This is a genomic window from Streptomyces sp. JNUCC 64 (genome assembly GCF_054484115.1).
In genome coordinates this window covers 4,038,055-4,056,750 of sequence record NZ_CM137015.1, presented here as the reverse complement: position 1 = coordinate 4,056,750, position 18,696 = coordinate 4,038,055, and the positions used below count along the sequence as shown (strand labels likewise).

General features: G+C 73.9%; 16 protein-coding genes and 1 tRNA gene. 7 read left to right on the top strand and 10 right to left on the bottom strand.

The features are described from left to right. The first annotated feature begins 64 nt into the window (after positions 1 to 64). From ACVWNX_RS16660 to ACVWNX_RS16635, 6 genes are all read left to right on the top strand, one after another. Positions 65 to 1,063, top strand: a complete 999-nt coding sequence (locus ACVWNX_RS16660; protein ID WP_454414801.1) for an ABC transporter ATP-binding protein — start codon at positions 65 to 67, stop codon at positions 1,061 to 1,063. Further along, entirely contained in the window at positions 1,053 to 1,952 is a 900-nt protein-coding gene (locus ACVWNX_RS16655) for an ABC transporter permease (protein WP_454407859.1), read from the top strand. The genes ACVWNX_RS16660 and ACVWNX_RS16655 overlap by 11 nt, the downstream gene beginning before the upstream one ends. Beyond that, on the top strand, positions 1,949 to 2,860 hold the full coding sequence (locus ACVWNX_RS16650; protein ID WP_454407858.1) for an ABC transporter ATP-binding protein: 912 nt from the start codon (positions 1,949 to 1,951) through the stop codon (positions 2,858 to 2,860). The genes ACVWNX_RS16655 and ACVWNX_RS16650 overlap by 4 nt, the downstream gene beginning before the upstream one ends. A 10-nt stretch (positions 2,861 to 2,870) precedes the next feature. Next, positions 2,871 to 3,590: an ABC transporter permease gene (locus tag ACVWNX_RS16645; RefSeq protein ID WP_454407857.1), complete on the top strand. Its 720-nt coding sequence runs from the start codon at positions 2,871 to 2,873 to the stop codon at positions 3,588 to 3,590. Between the two features lie 193 nt (positions 3,591 to 3,783). Beyond that, a complete protein-coding gene (locus ACVWNX_RS16640; RefSeq protein ID WP_454407856.1) occupies positions 3,784 to 4,074 on the top strand; it encodes an SGM_3592 family protein in 291 nt (96 codons plus the stop codon). A 361-nt stretch (positions 4,075 to 4,435) separates the two neighbouring features. Then, positions 4,436 to 4,519 (top strand) — tRNA-Ser (locus ACVWNX_RS16635). A 653-nt stretch (positions 4,520 to 5,172) separates the two neighbouring features. Here the strand turns inward: ACVWNX_RS16635 and ACVWNX_RS16630 are convergent. The 9 genes from ACVWNX_RS16630 to ACVWNX_RS16590 form a co-directional block, all read right to left on the bottom strand. Further along, positions 5,173 to 5,964 (bottom strand): HAD family hydrolase, encoded by a 792-nt coding sequence (locus ACVWNX_RS16630; RefSeq protein ID WP_454414800.1) that lies wholly within the window; start codon positions 5,962 to 5,964, stop codon positions 5,173 to 5,175. 214 nt (positions 5,965 to 6,178) lie between these two features. Then, entirely contained in the window at positions 6,179 to 7,465 is a 1,287-nt protein-coding gene (gene serS, locus ACVWNX_RS16625) for a serine--tRNA ligase (RefSeq protein ID WP_454407855.1), read from the bottom strand. A gap of 778 nt (positions 7,466 to 8,243) precedes the next feature. Then, positions 8,244 to 9,179 carry a prephenate dehydratase gene (gene pheA, locus ACVWNX_RS16620; protein ID WP_454407854.1) on the bottom strand — a complete coding sequence of 312 codons (936 nt, stop codon included), beginning with the start codon at positions 9,177 to 9,179 and terminating at the stop codon, positions 8,244 to 8,246. Between the two features lie 101 nt (positions 9,180 to 9,280). Beyond that, positions 9,281 to 10,573, bottom strand: a complete 1,293-nt coding sequence (gene efeB / locus ACVWNX_RS16615) for an iron uptake transporter deferrochelatase/peroxidase subunit (protein WP_454414799.1) — start codon at positions 10,571 to 10,573, stop codon at positions 9,281 to 9,283. A 351-nt stretch (positions 10,574 to 10,924) separates the two neighbouring features. Continuing rightward, positions 10,925 to 12,949 carry a copper resistance CopC/CopD family protein gene (locus ACVWNX_RS16610; protein WP_454407853.1) on the bottom strand — a complete coding sequence of 675 codons (2,025 nt, stop codon included), beginning with the start codon at positions 12,947 to 12,949 and terminating at the stop codon, positions 10,925 to 10,927. A 14-nt stretch (positions 12,950 to 12,963) separates the two neighbouring features. Then, on the bottom strand, positions 12,964 to 13,473 hold the full coding sequence (locus ACVWNX_RS16605) for a copper chaperone PCu(A)C (RefSeq protein ID WP_454414798.1): 510 nt from the start codon (positions 13,471 to 13,473) through the stop codon (positions 12,964 to 12,966). Positions 13,474 to 13,520: 47 nt separating this feature from the next. Continuing rightward, entirely contained in the window at positions 13,521 to 14,186 is a 666-nt protein-coding gene (locus ACVWNX_RS16600; RefSeq protein WP_454407852.1) for an SCO family protein, read from the bottom strand. Between the two features lie 244 nt (positions 14,187 to 14,430). After that, positions 14,431 to 15,237: a YcnI family copper-binding membrane protein gene (locus ACVWNX_RS16595; RefSeq protein WP_454407851.1), complete on the bottom strand. Its 807-nt coding sequence runs from the start codon at positions 15,235 to 15,237 to the stop codon at positions 14,431 to 14,433. Between the two features lie 522 nt (positions 15,238 to 15,759). Next, the gene (locus tag ACVWNX_RS16590; protein WP_454407850.1) at positions 15,760 to 16,545 is read right to left on the bottom strand and encodes a hypothetical protein; all 786 of its coding nucleotides are present in this window, start codon (positions 16,543 to 16,545) and stop codon (positions 15,760 to 15,762) included. 290 nt (positions 16,546 to 16,835) lie between these two features. Between ACVWNX_RS16590 and ACVWNX_RS16585 the strand changes: the two genes are divergently transcribed. After that, on the top strand, positions 16,836 to 17,438 hold the full coding sequence (locus tag ACVWNX_RS16585) for an ATP-binding protein (protein WP_454407849.1): 603 nt from the start codon (positions 16,836 to 16,838) through the stop codon (positions 17,436 to 17,438). A 48-nt stretch (positions 17,439 to 17,486) separates the two neighbouring features. On the opposite strand, the gene ACVWNX_RS16580 is transcribed toward ACVWNX_RS16585, so the two are convergent. Then, a complete protein-coding gene (locus ACVWNX_RS16580) occupies positions 17,487 to 18,185 on the bottom strand; it encodes a hypothetical protein (RefSeq protein ID WP_454407848.1) in 699 nt (232 codons plus the stop codon). Positions 18,186 to 18,696: the final 511 nt, after the last annotated feature.

The following is an 18,696-nucleotide window of genomic DNA, read 5'->3' as shown; positions in this document are numbered from 1 at the left end:
GGCCAGGGCGGCACCTTGGGCTGACGACCGGTGTGGTCCGCGCCACTACCGTCGAAGCGTGACTGTGATCGTGACCGAAAGCCTGAGCAAGCGGTTCCCGCGGGTGACCGCGCTCGACCGGCTCTCCATGGACATCGGACCCGGGGTGACCGGGCTCGTCGGTGCCAACGGGGCCGGCAAGTCCACGCTCATCAAAATCCTGCTGGGTCTGGCCCCCGCCACCGAGGGCCGCGCCACCGTGCTCGGGCTCGACGTCGCCACCGAGGGCGCCGCCATCCGCGAGCGGGTCGGGTACATGCCGGAGCACGACTGCCTCCCGCCCGACGTCTCGGCCACCGAGTTCGTCGTCCACATGGCCCGGATGTCCGGTCTGCCGCCCACCGCCGCGCGCGAACGGACCGCCGACACCCTGCGCCACGTCGGCCTCTATGAGGAGCGCTACCGGCCCATCGGCGGGTACTCCACCGGCATGAAGCAGCGGGTCAAGCTGGCCCAGGCCCTGGTGCACGACCCCCGGCTGGTCTTCCTCGACGAGCCCACCAACGGCCTCGACCCGGTCGGCCGGGACGAGATGCTCGGTCTGATCCGTCGCATCCACACCGACTTCGGCATCTCGGTGCTGGTGACCTCCCACCTCCTCGGCGAACTGGAGCGCACCTGCGACCACGTCGTCGTCGTGGACGGCGGCAAGCTGCTGCGCTCCAGCTCCACCACCGACTTCACCCAGCGCACCGCCACCCTCGCCGTCGAGGTCACCGACAGCGACGAGCACCCCGACGGCACCCGGGCGCTGCGCGAGGCGCTCGCCGCCCGAGGCGTCACCACCGACGCCGGTGACGGACTGCCCGGCGCGGGTCACATCGTGCTGCTCACCGCCGACGGCGAGGAGACCTACGACCTGGTCCGCGACACCGTCGCCGACCTCGGCCTCGGCCTGGTCCGCATGGAACAGCGCAGGCACCACATCGCCGAGGTCTTCCGCGACGACCCCGGCACCGAAAGCGCCGCGCCGGGCACCCCCGCCGGTCCCCAGCGGAAGGAGACGGTCCGCCATGGCGACTGAGCAGTCCACGGCCGGTGCCCAGACCCAGATCCACAACATCGGCTACCGGAACTACGACGGCCCCCGGCTCGGCCGGGCCTACGCCCGCCGCTCGCTGTTCTCCCAGACGCTGCGCGGCTCCTACGGACTGGGCAGGTCCGCCAAGTCCAAGGTGCTGCCGATGCTGCTGTTCGGCGTGATGTGCGCCCCGGCGCTGATCATGGTCGCGGTCGCGGTGGCGACCAAGGCGAAGGAACTGCCCCTGGAGTACACCCGGTACGCGGTCGTCCTCCAGGCCGTCATCTCGCTGTACCTCGCCTCGCAGGCGCCGCAGGCCGTCTCCCGGGACCTCCGCTTCAAGACGGTGCCGCTGTACTTCTCGCGGCCCATCAAGCACACGGACTACGTCCTCGCCAAGTTCGCGGCGATGGCGTCCGCCCTGTTCATCCTCACCGGCGCCCCGCTGCTGATCCTCTACATCGGCGCGCTGCTGGCCAAACTCGACTTCGCCGACCAGACCGAAGGGTTCCTCCAGGGCATGGTCTCCGTCGCCGTCCTCTCGCTGCTCTTCGCCGGCATCGGTCTGGTGATCTCCGCCGTCACGCCCCGCCGGGGCTTCGGCATCGCCGCCGTGATCGCCGTGCTCACCATCTCTTTCGGGGCCGTCTCCACGGTCCAGGCCATCGCCTACGAGCAGGACAGCGCCGGGTCCGTCAGCTGGCTCGGACTGCTCTCCCCGGCCACCCTCCTGGACGGGTTCAACACCGCGTTCCTCGGCGCCACCTCCGCCTTCCCCGGCGGCGAGGGCCCGGGAGCCGGTCAAGGAGTCGTCTACCTGCTCGTCATCCTGGCCGTCATCGCGGGCAGCTACGCCCTGATGGCCCGTCGCTACCGGAAGGCCGGGCTGTGACCACCATCGAGATCGACCACGCCTCCCGCTGGTTCGGCAACGTGGTCGCCGTCAACGACATCACCATGACCATCGGGCCGGGGGTGACCGGGCTCCTCGGGCCCAACGGCGCCGGGAAGTCCACCCTCATCAACATGATGGGCGGCTTCCTCGCCCCCTCCAACGGCACCGTCACCCTCGACGGCCGCACCATCTGGCGCGACGAGGGCATCTACCGCCACCTCGGCATCGTCCCCGAGCGCGAGGCGATGTACGACTTCCTCACCGGCCGCGAGTTCGTCGTCGCCAACGCCGAACTGCACGGCCTCGGTGACGAGGAGGCCCGGGAAGCCCTCGCCACCGTGGCGATGGAGTACGCGCAGGACCGCAAGATCTCCACCTACAGCAAGGGCATGCGCCAGCGGGTGAAGATGGCGTCCGCGCTGGTCCACCAGCCGTCGGTGCTCCTCCTCGACGAGCCCTTCAACGGCATGGACCCGCGCCAGCGCATGCACCTCATGGAACTGCTGCGCCGGATGGGCGACGAGGGCCGCACCGTGCTGTTCTCCTCGCACATCCTGGAAGAGGTCGAACAGCTCGCCTCCCACATCGAGGTCATCGTCGCCGGACGGCACGCGGCGAGCGGCGACTTCCGCCGCATCCGCCGGCTGATGACCGACCGCCCGCACCTGTACACCGTCCGCTCCAGCGACGACCGGGCGCTCGCCGCCGCGCTGATCGCCGACGCCTCCACCGCCGGGATCGAGATCGACCTCACGGAGGGCGTGCTGCGCGTCCAGGCGGTCGACTTCGGCCGCTTCACGGCCCTGCTGCCCCGGGTCGCCCGCGCGCACGGCATCCGGCTGCTCACGGTCTCCCCGTCCGACGAATCCCTTGAGTCCGTGTTCTCTTACCTGGTCGCGGCGTAGGAGGCCCACGATGTACGACCCCACTGTCGCCCGGCTCACCTACCGGGCCCTGCTCGGCCGTCGCCGCGCCCTCATCCTCTTCGCGCTGCCCGCGCTGCTGATCGCGCTGGCCGTGGCCGTGCGCGGGTTCACCGGGGCGGACGACCAGGTCGCCGCCGACGTGCTCGGCGGCTTCGCCCTCGCCACCATGGTCCCGATCATCGGGGTGATCGCCGGAACGGGGGCCATCGCGCCCGAGATCGACGACGGCTCCGTGGTCTACCTGCTGGCCAAGCCGATCAAGCGGCCCTCGATCATCTTCACCAAGCTGATCGTCGCCATCGCGGTGACCATGGCGTTCTCCGCGCTGCCCACCCTCGTCGCGGGCTACATCCTCAACGGCAACGGGCAGCAGATCGCCGTCTCGTACACCGTGGCCGCGCTCGTCGGCTCCATCGCCTACGCCGCCCTGTTCCTGCTGCTCGGCACGGTCACCCGGCACGCCGTGGTCTTCGGTCTGGTGTACGCGCTGGTCTGGGAGGCCGTCTTCGGCACCCTGGTGGTCGGCGCCCGGACCCTGAGCGTCCAGCAGTGGTCGCTCGCCGTGGCGCACGAGGTGGCGGGCAACGACCTGGTCACCTCGGACGTCAGCCTCACCTCCGGGGTGGTGCTGCTCAGCGCGGTGACGGTCCTCGCGACCTGGTACGCGGGCCGGAAGCTGCGCACCCTGAAGCTGGCCGGGGAGGAGTGAACCCGGCCTCCGGTACGTCCTCCGGGACGCTCTTGAGCCCCTCTCCGGGTCCCTCTTCCGGAACGCTCTTCGATACCTCTTCCGGTACGTCCTCCGGGACGATCGTCCGGCCGTACTGACGGCGCCTTCACCTCGCCCGGGAACACTGGGGGAGGCCGGGCCGTTGGTACGGCACGCCGAGGAAGGAGCCACGATGGCAGCGGAACCGACGCCGCGGGGCGGTACCCCGGAGGAGCCCGACCGGGGCGCTCGCGCCGACCGGGACTCCCGGGCCCCCGGGGACTCCCCGGACGGCTGGGACGCCGTGGAGCTGGACGAGGCGTTCGTCCGGTCGGCGGAGACGAAGGAGCCGTCCGCGCGGGCCCGGATGCTCGCCGAACGGTGGCGGGGACGGGCCCCGGACCCGCAGCCCTGGCGGTCGGACGAGCCGCCCGCCGGGTGGTTCTGGTCGAAGGCGCGGCGCAGGAAGTGGCGCCGGAAGTGAACGAACGCCGCCGCCCCGGACGCACCGGCGTCCGGGGCGGTACGCGCGCGTGGGCTCCGGGCGCTGGTCCGGTGCCCGGGACGGCCCGTTCCGGGTGCCCCGTCCCGGGTGGCGCGTCCGGGGATTAAATCGATGGCGGTTAACTCCGCTCTGCGGGACAGTGGTTGTGTCCAGCCGGTTCGTCCGGCGTCACCGACCGGGGAGGAGCGAGACGTGTACCTGAGTAGTCCGTCCCGTTCCCCGCAGGGCGGCGGGCGGGGCGCGGCTCCGGAGTAGTCACTCACTCCGTCGAGTCCGCACCGTACGGGGAACCGCCCGGGGCGACCGCTTCGAGCGCGCGAGAGCGCGGGTCGCCCCTCCCGGAGGATTGGCCGAGTGGTAAGGCACCGGCTTGCTAAGCCGTGGTCGGGTTCTGCCCGCGCGCGTTCGATCCGCGCATCCTCCGCGAAAACGCTTGTCGCTGTGACGTTCGGTGGTCGCTTTCGGTACGCCGTCCCCGTGGGGTACGGGGTGCGCACCCGCGCGGTTCCTCGCGCCCCTTCCGGGGCGCCGCCGGGGTGCGCTGACCCGCGCGGGTGCGCGGGGCCCGTTCGCGCAGTTCCCCGCGCCCCTTTCGGGGCTGCTTCTTGGGGTGCGTTGTCTTCTGCGGGACGTGGTGGGTTGTTCGCGCAGTTCCCCGCGCCCCTTTCGGGGCTGCCTCTTTGGGTGCGTTGTCTTCTGCGGGATGTCGTGGGTTGTTCGCGCCGTTCCTCGCGCCCCTTCGGTGCGCCCCGTCAGGGGCGCGGGGAACTGCGCGAGGAACCCATCACCGGCCGGTGGACGGGGAACGAGCGGCGGGAGCGGACCCCAGCGCACCCGCACAGGGAGGCGCACCCCGGCCGGGGCGCACCGAAGGGGCGCGGGGAACAGCGCGGGCGACCCACCACCGGGCCGTGGCCGGGAACGGCGCGGCGGGAGCGGGTGACCCCAGCGCACCCGCACAGGGCAGGGTGGCGCGCGGCCGGGCCGAGACGTACCGAAGGGGCGCGGGGAACGGCGCGGCCCAGCCCGGGGCGCCCGGCGGCCCAGCCCGGGGCGCCCGGAAGGGCGCCGTCGGGGTCAGCGGTGGGCGAGGAGGCGTTCGAGGGTGACCGCGATCCCGTCGTCGTCGTGCGACGCGGTGATCTCGTCGGCTACGGCCCGTACGTCCCGGTGCGCGTTGCCCATGGCGACCCCGTACCCGGCCCAGCCGAACATGGGCAGGTCGTTCGGCATGTCGCCGAAGGCGATGGTCTCCGCGGCCCGTACCCCGAGCCGGCGCGCGGCGAGCGTCAGCCCGGTCGCCTTGGTGAGCCCCGTCGGCAGGAGTTCCACTATCCCGGGCCCCGCCATGACCACCTGGACCAGGCCGCCCACGGCGGCCCGCGCCGCCTCGGCGAGCGCGTCGTCGCCCATCCCGGGCCGCTGGATGTAGATCTTGTTCAGGGGTTCGGCCCAGACCTCGGACCGGTCGGTGAAGGGAATGTACGGAAGGGCGCTGCCCGACTCCGTGACGTACCCGGGCTCGCAGATCACGTTCCCGTCCAGTCCGTCCCGGCTGACGGCCAGCGCCAGGGTGCCCACCGCGTCCTCGATGCGGTCCAAGGCGGCGCGGGCCGTCCGGCGGTCCAGGGTCACCGAGGTCAGCAGCCGTCCGGCGCCCGCGTCGTACAGCTGGGCGCCCTGGGCGCACACCGCGAGGCCCCGGTAGCCGAGGCCGTCGAGGATGTCCCGGGTCCAGGGGACCGCGCGCCCGGTGACCACGATGTGCGCGGCCCCGGCGGCGGTGGCCGCCTTGAGGGCGGCCCGGGTGCGCTCGGAGATGGTGTGGTCGCTCCGCAGAAGCGTTCCGTCGAGGTCGGTGGCGACCAGCCGGTAGGGGAAGCCGTCCGCCGGGACCGGGCCGTCCGCCGCCGGGGCGGGGGCCGCCCGACGGGCCGACGGCAGGGTGACCCGGGGGGACTCCCCGGCGGCCGCCGCCACCGCCTCGGTGGAGGCGGGGCGGGCGGGCTCGGCGGGGGACGGCGCGGGGCTCACGGGCTGATCGACTCCAAACTCGTTCGGGCGCCCGCGCGCGGGCCGTGCGTCACTTCGTCGGTTCGAGGACCTCGCGGCCGCCGAGGTAGGGCCGCAGCACCTTCGGCACCACCACGGAGCCGTCGGCCCGCTGGTGATTCTCCAGGATCGCCACGATCGTGCGCGGGACCGCGCACAGCGTGCCGTTCAGCGTCGCCAGCGGCTGGAGCACCTTCTTGCCGTCGCGGTTGTCCCGCATCCGCACGGACAGCCGCCGGGCCTGGAAGCCGTCGCAGTTGGAGGCGGAGGTCAGCTCGCGGTACTTGCCCTGGGTGGGGATCCACGCCTCGCAGTCGAACTTGCGCGAGGCGGAGGAACCGAGGTCACCGGAGGCCACGTCGATCACCTGGAAGGGCAGTTCGAGGCCGGTGAGCCACTGCTTCTCCCACTCCAGCAGCCGCAGGTGCTCGGCCGCGGCGTCCTCGGGCGCGACGTACGAGAACATCTCGACCTTGTCGAACTGGTGGACGCGGAAGATGCCCCGGGTGTCCTTGCCGTAGGTGCCCGCCTCGCGGCGGAAGCAGGGCGAGAAGCCCGCGTAGCGCAGCGGGAGGCGGTCCGCGTCCAGGATCTCGTCCATGTGGTACGCGGCGAGGGGGACCTCGGAGGTGCCGACCAGGTAGTAGTCGTCCTTCTCCAGGTGGTAGACGTTCTCGGCGGCCTGGCCGAGGAAGCCGGTGCCCTCCATGGCGCGCGGGCGGACCAGCGCGGGGGTGAGCATCGGGATGAACCCGGCCTCGGTGGCCTGGGCGATGGCCGCGTTGACGAGGGCCAGCTCCAGCAGGGCGCCGACCCCGGTGAGGTAGTAGAAGCGCGAGCCGGAGACCTTGGCGCCGCGTTCGACGTCGATGGCGCCGAGCGCCTCGCCCAGCTCCAGGTGGTCCTTGGGCTCGAAGCCCTCGGCCGCGAAGTCGCGGATGGTGCCGTGGGTCTCCAGGACGACGAAGTCCTCCTCGCCGCCCACCGGGACGTCGGGGTGGACCAGGTTGCCGAGCTGGAGGACCAGCCGACGGGTCTCCTCCTCGGCCTCGTCCTGGGCCGCGTTGGCCGCCTTCACGGCGGAGGCCAGCTCACCGGCCTTCTTGAGCAGCTCCTGCTTCTCGTCCCCGGTGGCCCGGGGGATGAGCTTGCCGAGCGACTTCTGCTCGGAGCGCAGCTCGTCGAAGCGCAGCCCTGAGGACCTGCGTCGCTCGTCGGCGGAGAGCACGGCGTCGACGAGGGCGACGTCCTCTCCACGGGCGCGCTGCGAGGCGCGGACACGGTCGGGGTCCTCACGGAGCTGGCGAAGGTCAATCACCCCTCAAGGCTACCGGTGACCGCTTCCGGCCCACGACTTCCTCATCCGCCCTGTGAGCAATATCCCGGTTGGGTGGAAATGGGGTGCGTGGCGGAGGGGCGGGAGCGGGAGAGCGGGCGCCCGGCGGGAAAGTGGCGGAAAGGGGGCGTTTGGCGGGGTGGGAAGTGGGGTGCCGGGTTTTCGGCGGACGCTTTCCGGAGGGTGGGAGGGGCATTTCCGAGTGTCGGTCCGGGGTCACGGGGCGGGGCCCGGGACGTTCCACCCGGCGGGGGCGGACGCGCGGGCGCGGGTGCCGTTCCCGGAGTCCGGGCGTCCATAAAACGCGCCCGCTCGCTCGTTCCGGGGAGGCGTCCGGCGCCCCGTTGACCTCGTTCGCCGTACGGGAAGGGCGAGTTGGCGGTGTGGTGCGGACGGTGTTGTCCACAGGGAGGGGATGCGGGAAAAGTTATCCACAGGCTGTGGGGAAGATCTGTGGATTTCCGCCCGCTCCCTTCCGCTCTCCCGTCGGATGCCGGGGAACCTCGGGGGAAACCGCGCTGCGACACACTTTCGAGTGGAATTCGCTCCCCCGGAAGAGGTGATGAAGGGAAAAGGGTGGACGGACCCCGATGCGGAATGGTGGACGGACCCCCCGGAGTCCTCTTGGGCCACCGGGTGCGCCCTCCCGTGTTGTCGACTTGTCCCCAGGTGCGGGGAGGTGCCTGTGGATAACTTTTGAAGAAGGGAAACCCGCAGGTGACGGACGGGTGGTCGGGACGTACGACTAGCTGATCAGTGGCTAGAAACGTCCGTCGAGACAGCGGGTCAGCCAGTCCGACGCCTGGGAGAACTCCCGGTCCGAGGTACCCGGCCGGATCGGACCCACCTCGCTCGGGGACACTCCCGCCCTGGGGTACGAGCCCAGGAACCGGACCTCCGGACAGACGCGTTTCAGCCCCATCAGGGCCTCCCCCACCCGGCGGTCGGTGACGTGCCCCTCGGCGTCGACCGAGAAGCAGTAGTTGCCGATGCCCTCACCGGTCGGACGGGACTCGATCCGCATCAGGTTGACCCCCCGGATCGCGAACTCCTGGAGCAGGAAGAGCAGGGCTCCCGGGTGGTCGTCGCCCAGCCAGATCACCACGGACGTCTTGTCGGCCCCCGTCGGCGCGGCGGGCCGGGCCGGACGGCCCACCAGGACGAACCGGGTCTCGGCGTTCGCCGCGTCGTGGATGTCCGTGACCAGCGGTTCCAGCCCGTAGGTCGCCGCCGCGAACTCTCCCGCGAAGGCCGCGTCGTACCGGCCCTCCTGGACCAGCCGGGCCCCGTCCGCGTTGGAGGCGGCCGACTCCCACACCGCGTCCGGCAGATGGGCCGCCAGCCAGTTGCGGACCTGCGGCTGGGCGACCGGGTGACCGGTCACCGTCTTGATCCCGGAGAGCTGGGTGCCGGGCCTGACCAGCAGCGCGAACGCGATCGGCAGGACCACCTCGCGGTAGATCATCAGCGGCTCGCCCCGCGACAGCTCGTCCAGGGTCGCCGTCACCCCGCCCTCGACCGAGTTCTCGATCGGGACCAGCGCCCCCGACGCGCTCCCGTTCCGCACCGCGTCCAGCGTGGCGGGTACCGACACCATCGGCACCAGCTCACGGGTGGCGGCTTCCGGAAGCGTACGGAGGGCGGCCTCGGTGAAGGTTCCCTCGGGGCCCAGATAGGTGTAGCGAGTGGCCGACATACGGTCACCCTAATGGGCTCGCGGACGCCGTCCGCGCATTTCCCGGCCGTGCGACGGCGGCCCCGCGCACCGCCCCGCGCTCCCCGCCGGTCACCTCCGTCTCAGCCCTCCAGCAACGCCTGCCCCACGTATCCGCCCCGTTCCGCGCCGCCCGGCACCGCGTACAGCCCGCTCGTCTCGTGCCGGACGAACCGCGACAGCGCGTCCCCCCGGTCGAGCTTGCGCTGGACCGGGACGAAGCCGCGCGCCGGATCGGCCTGCCAGCACACGAACAGCAGCCCCGCGTCCGGGACGCCCTTGGTGTCGTACCCGTCGTGGTACGAGAACGGGCGGCGCAGCATGGTCGCGCCCCCGTTCTGGTCCGGACGGCTGATCCGGGCGTGCGCGTCGAGCGGGATCACCAGGGCCCCGTCCGGGCCCACCTTCTCCAGATCGGGTTCGGTGGCCTCGTCGCCCCCGGTGAGCGGGGAACCGTCGGACTTGTGACGCCCTATGACCGCCTCCTGCTCCTTCAGGGAGAGGTCCTCCCAGGGGTCCAGGAGCATCCGGATCCGCCGGACCACCGCGTACGAGCCGCCCGCCATCCAGGTGGGCGAGCCGTTGCCGGGGACCTCGGCGGTACCGGTGCCGCCGCCGTCCGGACGGTCCGGGACGAAGATCCGCCGCTGGAAGTCCGGGTCCGAGGGGGCCGGATTGCGGGTCCCGTCCACCTGGCCCATCAGATTGCGGGCCGTCATCGGCCGGGCCGTGGCGCCCGGGGAACGGTTGAAGCCGTTCATCTGCCAGCGGACCCGGGCCGCGCCGCCCGCCTGCTTCTGGATCGCCCGCAGCGCGTGGAAGGCGACGAGCCCGTCGTTCGCGCCGATCTGCACCCAGAGGTGGCCGTCGCTCCGGGCCTTGTCCAGCCGGTCCGAGGAGAAGTCCGGCAGCGGGTCCAGGGCCACCGGGCGCTCCCGCTCCAGCCCAGTCCGGGTGAAGAAGCCGTGCCCGAAGCCGAAGGTCACCGTCAGCCCGGAGGGCCCGGCGTCCAGGGCGATCCCGGTGTCCCCGTCGGTCTCCTCGCCCGCCATCAGCCGCTCGGCCGTGGCCGACCAGCGGCGCAGCAGGGCGGTCGCCTCCCTGCGGCCCGCGCCCGGGGCCAGGTCGAAGGCGACCAGATGGCCCCGGGCATGGGACGGGGTGGTGATCCCGGGCTGATGTTTCCCGTGAAACATTGCCGTGTCCGTGCCAACCGAGGAGAGCGGGGTGGCGCCGGGGCTCCCCGGCCCGGCCAGCGCGTAGCCGGAGGCCGCGCCCGCCGCGCCGAGCGCGAGCCCGGTGGCCCCGGCGGTGCCCAGCAGCCGTCGCCGGGTGACCCCGGCGGGGCCGGAGCCGGGGTCACCCGGACCGGCGATGGGGGCCGCCCCGGGGCCCGAGCCCGCCCCGGGGCCCGAGCCTGAGCCGCGGCCACCCGTACCGGCGGTGGGGCCCGGACCGGAGCAGCCGGGACCTGAGCCGGGACCCGGGCCGGGACCCGGGCCGTCGGTCGCCGGAGAGCCGTCGGCCGCCGTCGCGCGGTCGGTCGGCGTCGGGCCTCCCGGAGCGCCGGGCGCGGTGGAGCCGTCCGAGGCCGTCCGGGAGCCGGGCGCGGTCCGGGAGCCGGACGCCTTCTGGGAGCCGGACGCCTTCTGGGAGCCGGGCGGCGTCCGGGGGCCGGACGCCGCCGTGGCGCGGGATTTCTTCGGGGTGGTGCGGTCCGCCATGGTTCAGCCGATCTTCACGTTCTTCTTCACCGTGACCTGGTCGATGTCGGAGGTCCGTACCGTCACCGCGACCTCCCACTCGCCCGCCACGGGGAGCTGTACCCCGCTCGCGCTCCAGTGTCCGGTGGCGACCCGGTCCGGGGCGACGGTCAGCGGGCCGATGTCCTTCTTCTTCTCGGTGAAGGCCACCTGGACCTCGGGCACCTCGAAGCCGCTCCCGTTGGGCCGCTCGACGTAGACGTGCAGCGCGTTGGTGCCGGTCAGCCCGGGGTCCAGCTCGATCAGCGCGACGCCCTTGCCGTTCCGGGCGCCGGTGTCGAACGGCAGTTTCACGGCGAGCGGTCCGGAGCGCGCGGCCCCGGCGCTCGCGGCGGCCCGTTCGGCGGCCTCCTCGGTGCGGGAGGGCTCGGTCGCGGTGAGCGCGGTGGTCACCGCGAGCAGCACCACGGCGACGGCGGTCTCGGCGAGGACCGAGCGGCGCAGCCCCGCGCGGGCGGGGTCGGCGTCGCGGGCCCGCTTGACCCGGGCGGTGGCCACGGCGGCCCGCTGCCGGGCGAGCTGGACGGCCCGCTCGCCGCCGGGGGCTCCGGACGCCCCGGCGTCGGCGGTGCCGGGGACGTCCGGGGCGTCAGCGGTCCCGGTGGTGCCGGTGGTGCCGGTGGTGCCGGAGGGGGCGCCGGACGGGTCGTCCGTCCCGTCCCCGGAGGCGCCCACCGACGCCGGGCCCCCGGCCAGCCGGGCGGTCCAGCGGCGGGAGAACCAGGCGACGGCGAGCACCACCGCGACCAGCGCCACCTTGAGCAGCAGCAGCCGTCCGTACTCGGTGCCGGTGAGCCCCGACCAGCTGCCGACCTGGCGCCAGGACTGGTAGAGCCCGGTCACGGCGAGGACGACGACGCTGCCGAAGGCGACCGAGGAGAAGCGGCGGACCGCCCCGGCGTCCAGCGAGGGGGCCCGGTACAGGGCGGTCAGCAGGGTGACGAGTCCGCCCAGCCAGGCCGCGACGGCCAGCAGGTGCACCACGTCCAGGGGCATGGCCAGCCCGGTCTGGATACCGGTCGAGGCGTGCTCGGAGAGCGCCCAGGTCGCGGCTATCCCGGAGGACACCACCACTCCGCCGACCGCCAGCCCGAAGGTCAGGTCCCGCTGCCGGGCCCCGTCCCCGTCCGCACCGGATTCCGTACCCGTCGAGCCGGTCCCGGAGCCCGTGGACGCGGGGTCCGTGCCCGGTTCCGGGCGGCCCGCGACCGCGCGGGCGTAGGTGCCGAACAGCACCGCGATGAACAGCGCGGCGGCGGCGAGCAGCAGCAGCCGGGAGACGAGGGCCGCGCCGGTCTTCGTCTGGAGGACCTCGCCGAGGAGCGCCAGGTCGAAGACGTCACCGAGCGAGCCGGAGCGGGTGTAGGCGCCGCGCGTCAGCAGCAGGGACAGGGTCGCGGCGGCGAGCGCGAGCCAGCCGCCGACCACCACCCGCTGCACGGACCGCACGCCCGACCCGCGCGGCCAGCAGACCAGGACGAAGGCCGCCCCGCCCGCCATGAGCGTGAACCCCGCGTACGACACGTACCGTCCGAGGTCGTAGAGGATGCCGACGGCCCCGCCGCCCGCGCTCTGGTCGGGCAGCGAGACGGCCGTCTCGGAGGGGGCGCCCACCGAGAAGGTGAAGGCGCCCGCGACGGGGTGGCTGTCGGCCGAGACGACCTGGTAGGCGACGGTGAAGGTGCCGCCGGGCAGCCCCGGCTTCAGCTTCACGGAGTACGCGTTGGTGCCGCTCTCCATGGTCGGTCCGGTGTCGGCGCGGTCGCCCCGCGGGTCGAGCACCCGCAGGGAGTCGTCGGCCAGCGCCACGTTCTCGGAGAAGGTCACCGAGACCTGCTCGGGCGCCTCCTCGACCACCGATCCCCGTGCCGGGACGCTCCCGGTGAGCGCGGCGTGCGCGGAGACGGGCGCGGCGGCGGCCAGCAGCGCGCCGGTGACGGACAGGAACAGCAGGAGCACGGTTCCCAGACGGGGAACGACGGTCCGCACGGTGGGGCCCTCCCTCAGTGGTGGTCGGCGGCGGACGACGGCGACGACGACCCGGTGTGCGCCGGGTTGTACGTGGCCTCGCGGACGGGTGCCTTCACGGTGACGACGCCCGCCTTCTCGAAGCGCAGCCGCAGCGTCACGGTGTCGCCCCGGACGGGCTTGCGGGTGAGGCCCTCGAACATCAGGTGGTTGCCGCCGCGCGCCAGCTCCAGCCGGCCGTCGGCGGGCACCTCCAGCGAGCGCCGCTCCCGCATCCGCCCGTCCTTGGTGCTGTGCAGGGTGACCTCGTCGGCGAGGTCGCTGGTGACGGAGGTGAGGGCGTCGGCGCCGCCGGAGTTGGTGACGACGAAGTACCCGGCCGCCAGCGACTTCGTGGGCGGCGCGGGGACGTAGGCGCCCTCGACGGTCAGCTCGGGCGCGCCGTCGGAGGCGGTGGCGCCGCCCCCGCAGCCGGTCAGCAGCAGTCCGGCGGCGGTGACGACGGCGGTGGTGACGAGGGCCGTCCGGCGGCCGGGGCGGGCCACCGGGCGGTCGGGTCGGTCGGGACGGTCGGTGCGGCGGCCGGGGCGGATCACGGGTTCTCCCCCTTGATCAGCTTGGGCAGGTCCCGGGCGTAGTCGTCGATGGAGGTCGTCTCGCCGTTGTAGAGGACGTATCCCTTGTCCGTCTTCGGGGAGAAGGCGATGACCTGCTTGCCGTGCGTCGACTCGATCTTGCCGTCGGCGTTCTTCTTCGGCGGGTCGATGGCGATGCCGAGCTGACGGGCCCCGGCCTGGATGGTGTCGAAGTCGCCGGTCAGCCCGGTGAACGCCGGGTCCTGGGCCTTCAGCCAGGCGCCGAGGGACTTGGGGGTGTCCCGCTCGGGGTCGCTGGTCACCAGGATGACCTGGAGCGCGTCCTGGTCGGCCTTGGGGAGCTGCTTCTTGGCCTGGGCGATGTTGCCCATGGTCAGCGGACAGACGTCGGGGCAGTTGGTGTAGCCGAAGTAGAGGAGCGTCGGCTTGCCCTTGGTCGCGGCCCGCAGGTCGAAGGGCTTGCCCTTGGTGTCGGTGAGGACGAGGTCGGGCTTGGCGAAGGGGTTGTCGAGGACGGTGCCCGCCTTCTCCTTGGTCTGCTCCGCTTCCACGGCGACCGCCTTGGTGGAGTCGTCGTCCTTCCCGCCGCCACCGCAGGCGGACAGGGTGAGGGCGGCGGTGGCGAGCAGGGCGGCGGCGACGAGGGTCTTCTTGGTACGCATGGGGCAATTCTCCAGAGGGGCGGTCCATGGCCGTCGGCCGGACCGGGGAGGGGCCGACGGGCCCGGTCCGCCCGGGGGTCGGGCCCCGGACCCGGCGGATGGCGCCGGGCCCGGGACCGGGGGTGTGGGTCAGCTCGTGACCCGGGGGTGGGTCAGCGGTTCCGCGACCCGGGACGGGTCGGTTCCGCGACCCGGGACGGGCCAGAGCCGACCGGGGTGGGCCGGCTCGGTGACCCGGGGCGGGTCAGCTCCGGGCGTCGCCGCGACGGCGGCCCGCGAGCACGCCGAAGGCGACTCCGGCCGCGCCGACGGCGATGCCCGCGACGCCGAGCACCCGGGCGGTGGTGTCACTGCCGTGCGAGGAGGACGCCTCGTCCTTCGCGTCGTCGTCGTGGCCGTGACCGTCCTTCTCGGACTTCCCGTCCTTCTCCGCCTTCTCCTCGGCCTTCTCGTCGGCCGCGTCCTCGGCGTCCTCCTTGGCCGAGTCGCCCGAGGCACCGCCGTGGTGGCCGTCCTCGGCGTCGCTCAGCTCCAGCACGGGCGCCGGGAACCGGGGCTCCTCGGCACCCTCCTGCGGCACCTCGATCCAGCGGACGACCTCCTTGTTGGAGTACGTCTGGAGGGCCTTGAAGACCAGCTGGTCGCTGTCCTCGGGGAGCTGGCCGACGGAGAGCGGGAACCGCTGGAAGAAGCCGGGCTCGATGCCCTTGCCCTCGGCGGTCCAGGTGACCTTGGTGACGGCCTCGGTGATCTCGTTGCCGTGCACCTTGAGCGGCTTGTCGAGCTTGCTCTTGGTGACCTTGGCCTTCCAGCCCGCCACCGGCTGCGGCAGCACGGACGCGAGCGGCTGGTCGGCCGGGAAGGAGATCTCCAGCTTGGTGGTGGAGGCGTCGTCGCGCTCGTTCGGCACCTTGAAGCCGATCGTGGCGTAGCCGCCCTTCGCGGCCTCTCCGTCGGGCTGCACGGTGACGTGCGCGAACGCGGGGGACGACAGCGCGAACGCGGCGGCCACGGTGGTGGCGGCGGTCAGCAGCACACGGGTCTTGTTCATCGCGGAAGACACTCCAGTCGCCATGGCTCTCCATGGCTGTTTCGGTGGTGCGGGTCATGACGGACGGGTGGCCACGACGGCGCGCCGTGCGGTTTCGTCCGGGAAGACGCGGACGGCCGGGCGCTGGTGGCCTGTACGGGGTGATCCGCCGGTACCGGCTCCCCGCCGCACACCGTCCGCAACCCGTCGTCCTGACGCGGACGCCGTCCTCCGGGGCACGGACGCGCGGCACGACGGACGGTGCGGCACGACGGACGCGCGGGCGTACGGAGGTACGGGCGTACGGGAGGTACGGGCGTGCCCCGCGCGGGACGCGCGGTGCGGACGGACACCCGGTGGCGGCGCGTTCGCCGGACGGACGACGACCCACGCGCGGCGGTGCGCTACGCGTGACGGACGTCCGGACGGTGGACGCGGTCCGGGCACGGGTGACGGGTACGGGAGCGGTGCGGGCGGCGGCCGGACGCGGTGCCGCCCGGGCTCACCGGCCGGGGGTGCCGGACCGGTGCGCCGGGACGCGGATCACGCGCCGACGGCCGTCATGACCGGCGGACCCCGCCGGATCACCGTGTGCTGGAGCGCCTCGGCCCGGGGCCACGGCACCCAGGACCGGTCGGCGGGCGGCACGGCGGGACCGGTGCCGGGGACCCCGGTCAGCCCGGCGAGCTGCGCCCGCACCAGGGCGAGGGCGGCTCGCAGCGCGCGGACCGTGGCGCCCGCCGCGACGCCCTGCGCCGAGAGACGGGCGAGCCGGACCAGGGCGAGGTCGCCGTGGCGCAGCAGCCAGCCCGCTGCGAGGGCGGCCAGGAGGTGGCCGAGCAGCATCGGCAGGGTGGGCAGCAGTCCGGCGAGTCCGGCGGCGCCCGGGTCGTCCAGGTGGTGGGCCGGGCCCGTGGCGGCGCCCGGCAGCACGCCGGAGACCTCCAGCACGCGCTGGGCCTGGGCCGGTCCCATGGTCGAGGCGCCCGCCCCGCAGACCAGTTGGGCGGCCTGGGCGATCAGGGAGGAGTCCCCCGTCACCCCGGTCCCGCCGTGCTGGCCGACGCCGAAGACGGAGTGCAGCACCAGCTGGCCCACGGCCAGCAGCGCGGCGATCCCCGGCAGGGAACGGGCCCGTCCGGCGAGCGGCACGGCCACCGCGAACACCCCGAGGAACCCGGCCGCCACCGTCCATGGCGGGACGGTCTCGTACGAGGCCAGGACGTGCCCCGCCGCGGACAGCACGACGCAGACCGCGGCGAACACCGCGGCCCGCAGCAGCCGGAGGTCTCTCCCGGCGCGTTCCTCGTACCGGTGGGGGGCAGTCATGGCCGGGTCATCATCCCACTGGGGGGTCGGGACGGGTACGGCCGGGGCGGCTCCCGGCGCGTGACCCGGCCGGGCGCCGTCCGTCCCCCGTCCGGGCGCACCCGGCCCGGTACGGATGGGGCACCCGTCCTCGCCGGTGGCCCCTGGTGCGCGGGGTCCGTCCGGGCGGGTCGGTGCCGTCCCGGGCGCCGGTCGGCCGTATGGGCGGCATCACGTCGGCCGCGCGATTGCCGTCACGCCCTGATGGCAATACGTAACGGTATGTCGAGCCGTGGCCGGGAGGCAGGAGCATGAGCATCTCGTGGTCTGTCCACTTGCGGCGCGACGCCGCGAGCGTCCCGCTGGCACGGCGGTTGCTGATGCGCACGATGGAGACGGCGGGGGTGGACCCGGAGGTCTGCTACGAGGTCTCGGTGGCGCTCAGCGAGGCGTGCGCCAACGCGGTGGAGCACGGAGGGGCCCCGCACCCCGGCGGCGCCTCGGGCGCGTACCGGGTCACGGCCTACCTGGACGGCGAGAAGTGCCGGATCGAGGTCACCGACTCGGGTCCCGGTTTCCCCGTCGGCCCCCGCCCCGGCCCGTACGCGGCCCCGGCAAGGGCGGGGGAGGCGTCCCCTGCGGCGGCGGCGGGGCCGACCGGGCCGGTCGCCGGGGGGAGTCCGGCTCCCGCGACCGGGCCCGTGCGGGTGGGTGACGCGGTACCGGAGGACGCGCGGCCGGGGGCGGTGCCGGGGGCGGTCGAGGACGAGGCCGAGCACGGAAGGGGGCTGCGGATCATCCGCGAACTCGCCGACCACGTCCACTTCGCCAACCGGCCGGGCCCCGGCGGCGCGGTCGTCAGCTTCGACAAGAACCTCAAGTGGTGCGAGGGCGCCCCGCTGGCGATGGCCTGACGGCGCCACGGCACCCCCGCCGTCCCGTCCCCTGCCCGGGCCGACCGTTCAGAGCACGGTCTCCAGCCGCAGCGGGTCGGGCAGCCTGCGGTGGTAGCGCCGCAGCAGGGGCGCCTTCACCCCGGCGGTGACGGTGCAGCTCAGCTCGGTCGCCGCCCCGGCTCCGCAGCGGACCACCAGGCTCAGCGGATGGCTGCCGGTCAGCTCGGTGGCCTCGGTGCGCCGGAACTCCCAGGCGGGGGTGGAGCCGCCGGGGTCCAGCGCCTGGACGAGGGGCTGGTTGCTGGTGAAGGCGACGGTGCGGCCCACCTCGCCGAGGGAGGCGTCCGCGCCGAGCAGGGACAGCTGCGGCCCGATCCGGCGCACCCGCTGCACTTGGACGGGGTCGGTGATCCGCAGCGGGTCCATGGAGTGCGCGACGGGCGGCGGCGCCCAGGCGGTGGACGACAGCGTCAGCGCGACATGGGCGAACTCCAGCCGGGGGCGGCGGGGTTCGGTGGCGAAGGTGAGCGAGAGCCGGACCAGGTAGTGGTCGTACAGGGCGGCCTGGTCGGCGGCGTAGCGGGCGAGGTCCGGATCGGCGGCGAGTTCGTCGGGCGTCAGCCGCAGCGCGTGCGGTCCGCCGAGCCGCACCCGTCCGGCGAGCGGCGCGTCGGGGGCGCCGTCCGGGGCGTCGTCCCGCAGTAGATCCGCCGGGGTCAGGACCAGGTCGGTCTCGACGAGTCGGGGGTCGGTCAGCTCGATCACGCGTCGCCTCCGTCCGGACACGTGCCGCGAGGACGGGTCCGGCCCTGACGCCGGTCCCCCTCGCCGTCCCCCCGCGGGCGCCCGAGGCCGTCAGGGTAGCGGGGCCGCCGGGGCGGCGGGGCCGAGTGCGCCGGTCCCCCGTGGGGCGCGAGGCCGCCAAGGGTACGGGGCGCCGGACCCCGACACGGGAACGCCCCCGCCCCCGGCCGGTGGGGCCGGGGACGGGGGCGGGTGTTCCAAGCGGCGCGACGACACGACGGCCCGGTGAGGGGTCGCTCGCGCAGTTCCCCGCGCCCCTTCGGTGCGCCCCGGCCGGGGTGCGCCGCCCTGTGCGGGTGCGCTGGGGTCCGCTCCCGCAGCTCGTTCCCCGTCCACCGGCCGGTGATGGGTTCCTCGCGCAGTTCCCCGCGCCCCTGACGGGGCGCACCGAAGGGGCGCGAGGAACGGCGCGAGCGACCCACGACATCCCGCAGAAGACAACGCACCCCAAGAGGCAACCCCGAAAGGGGCG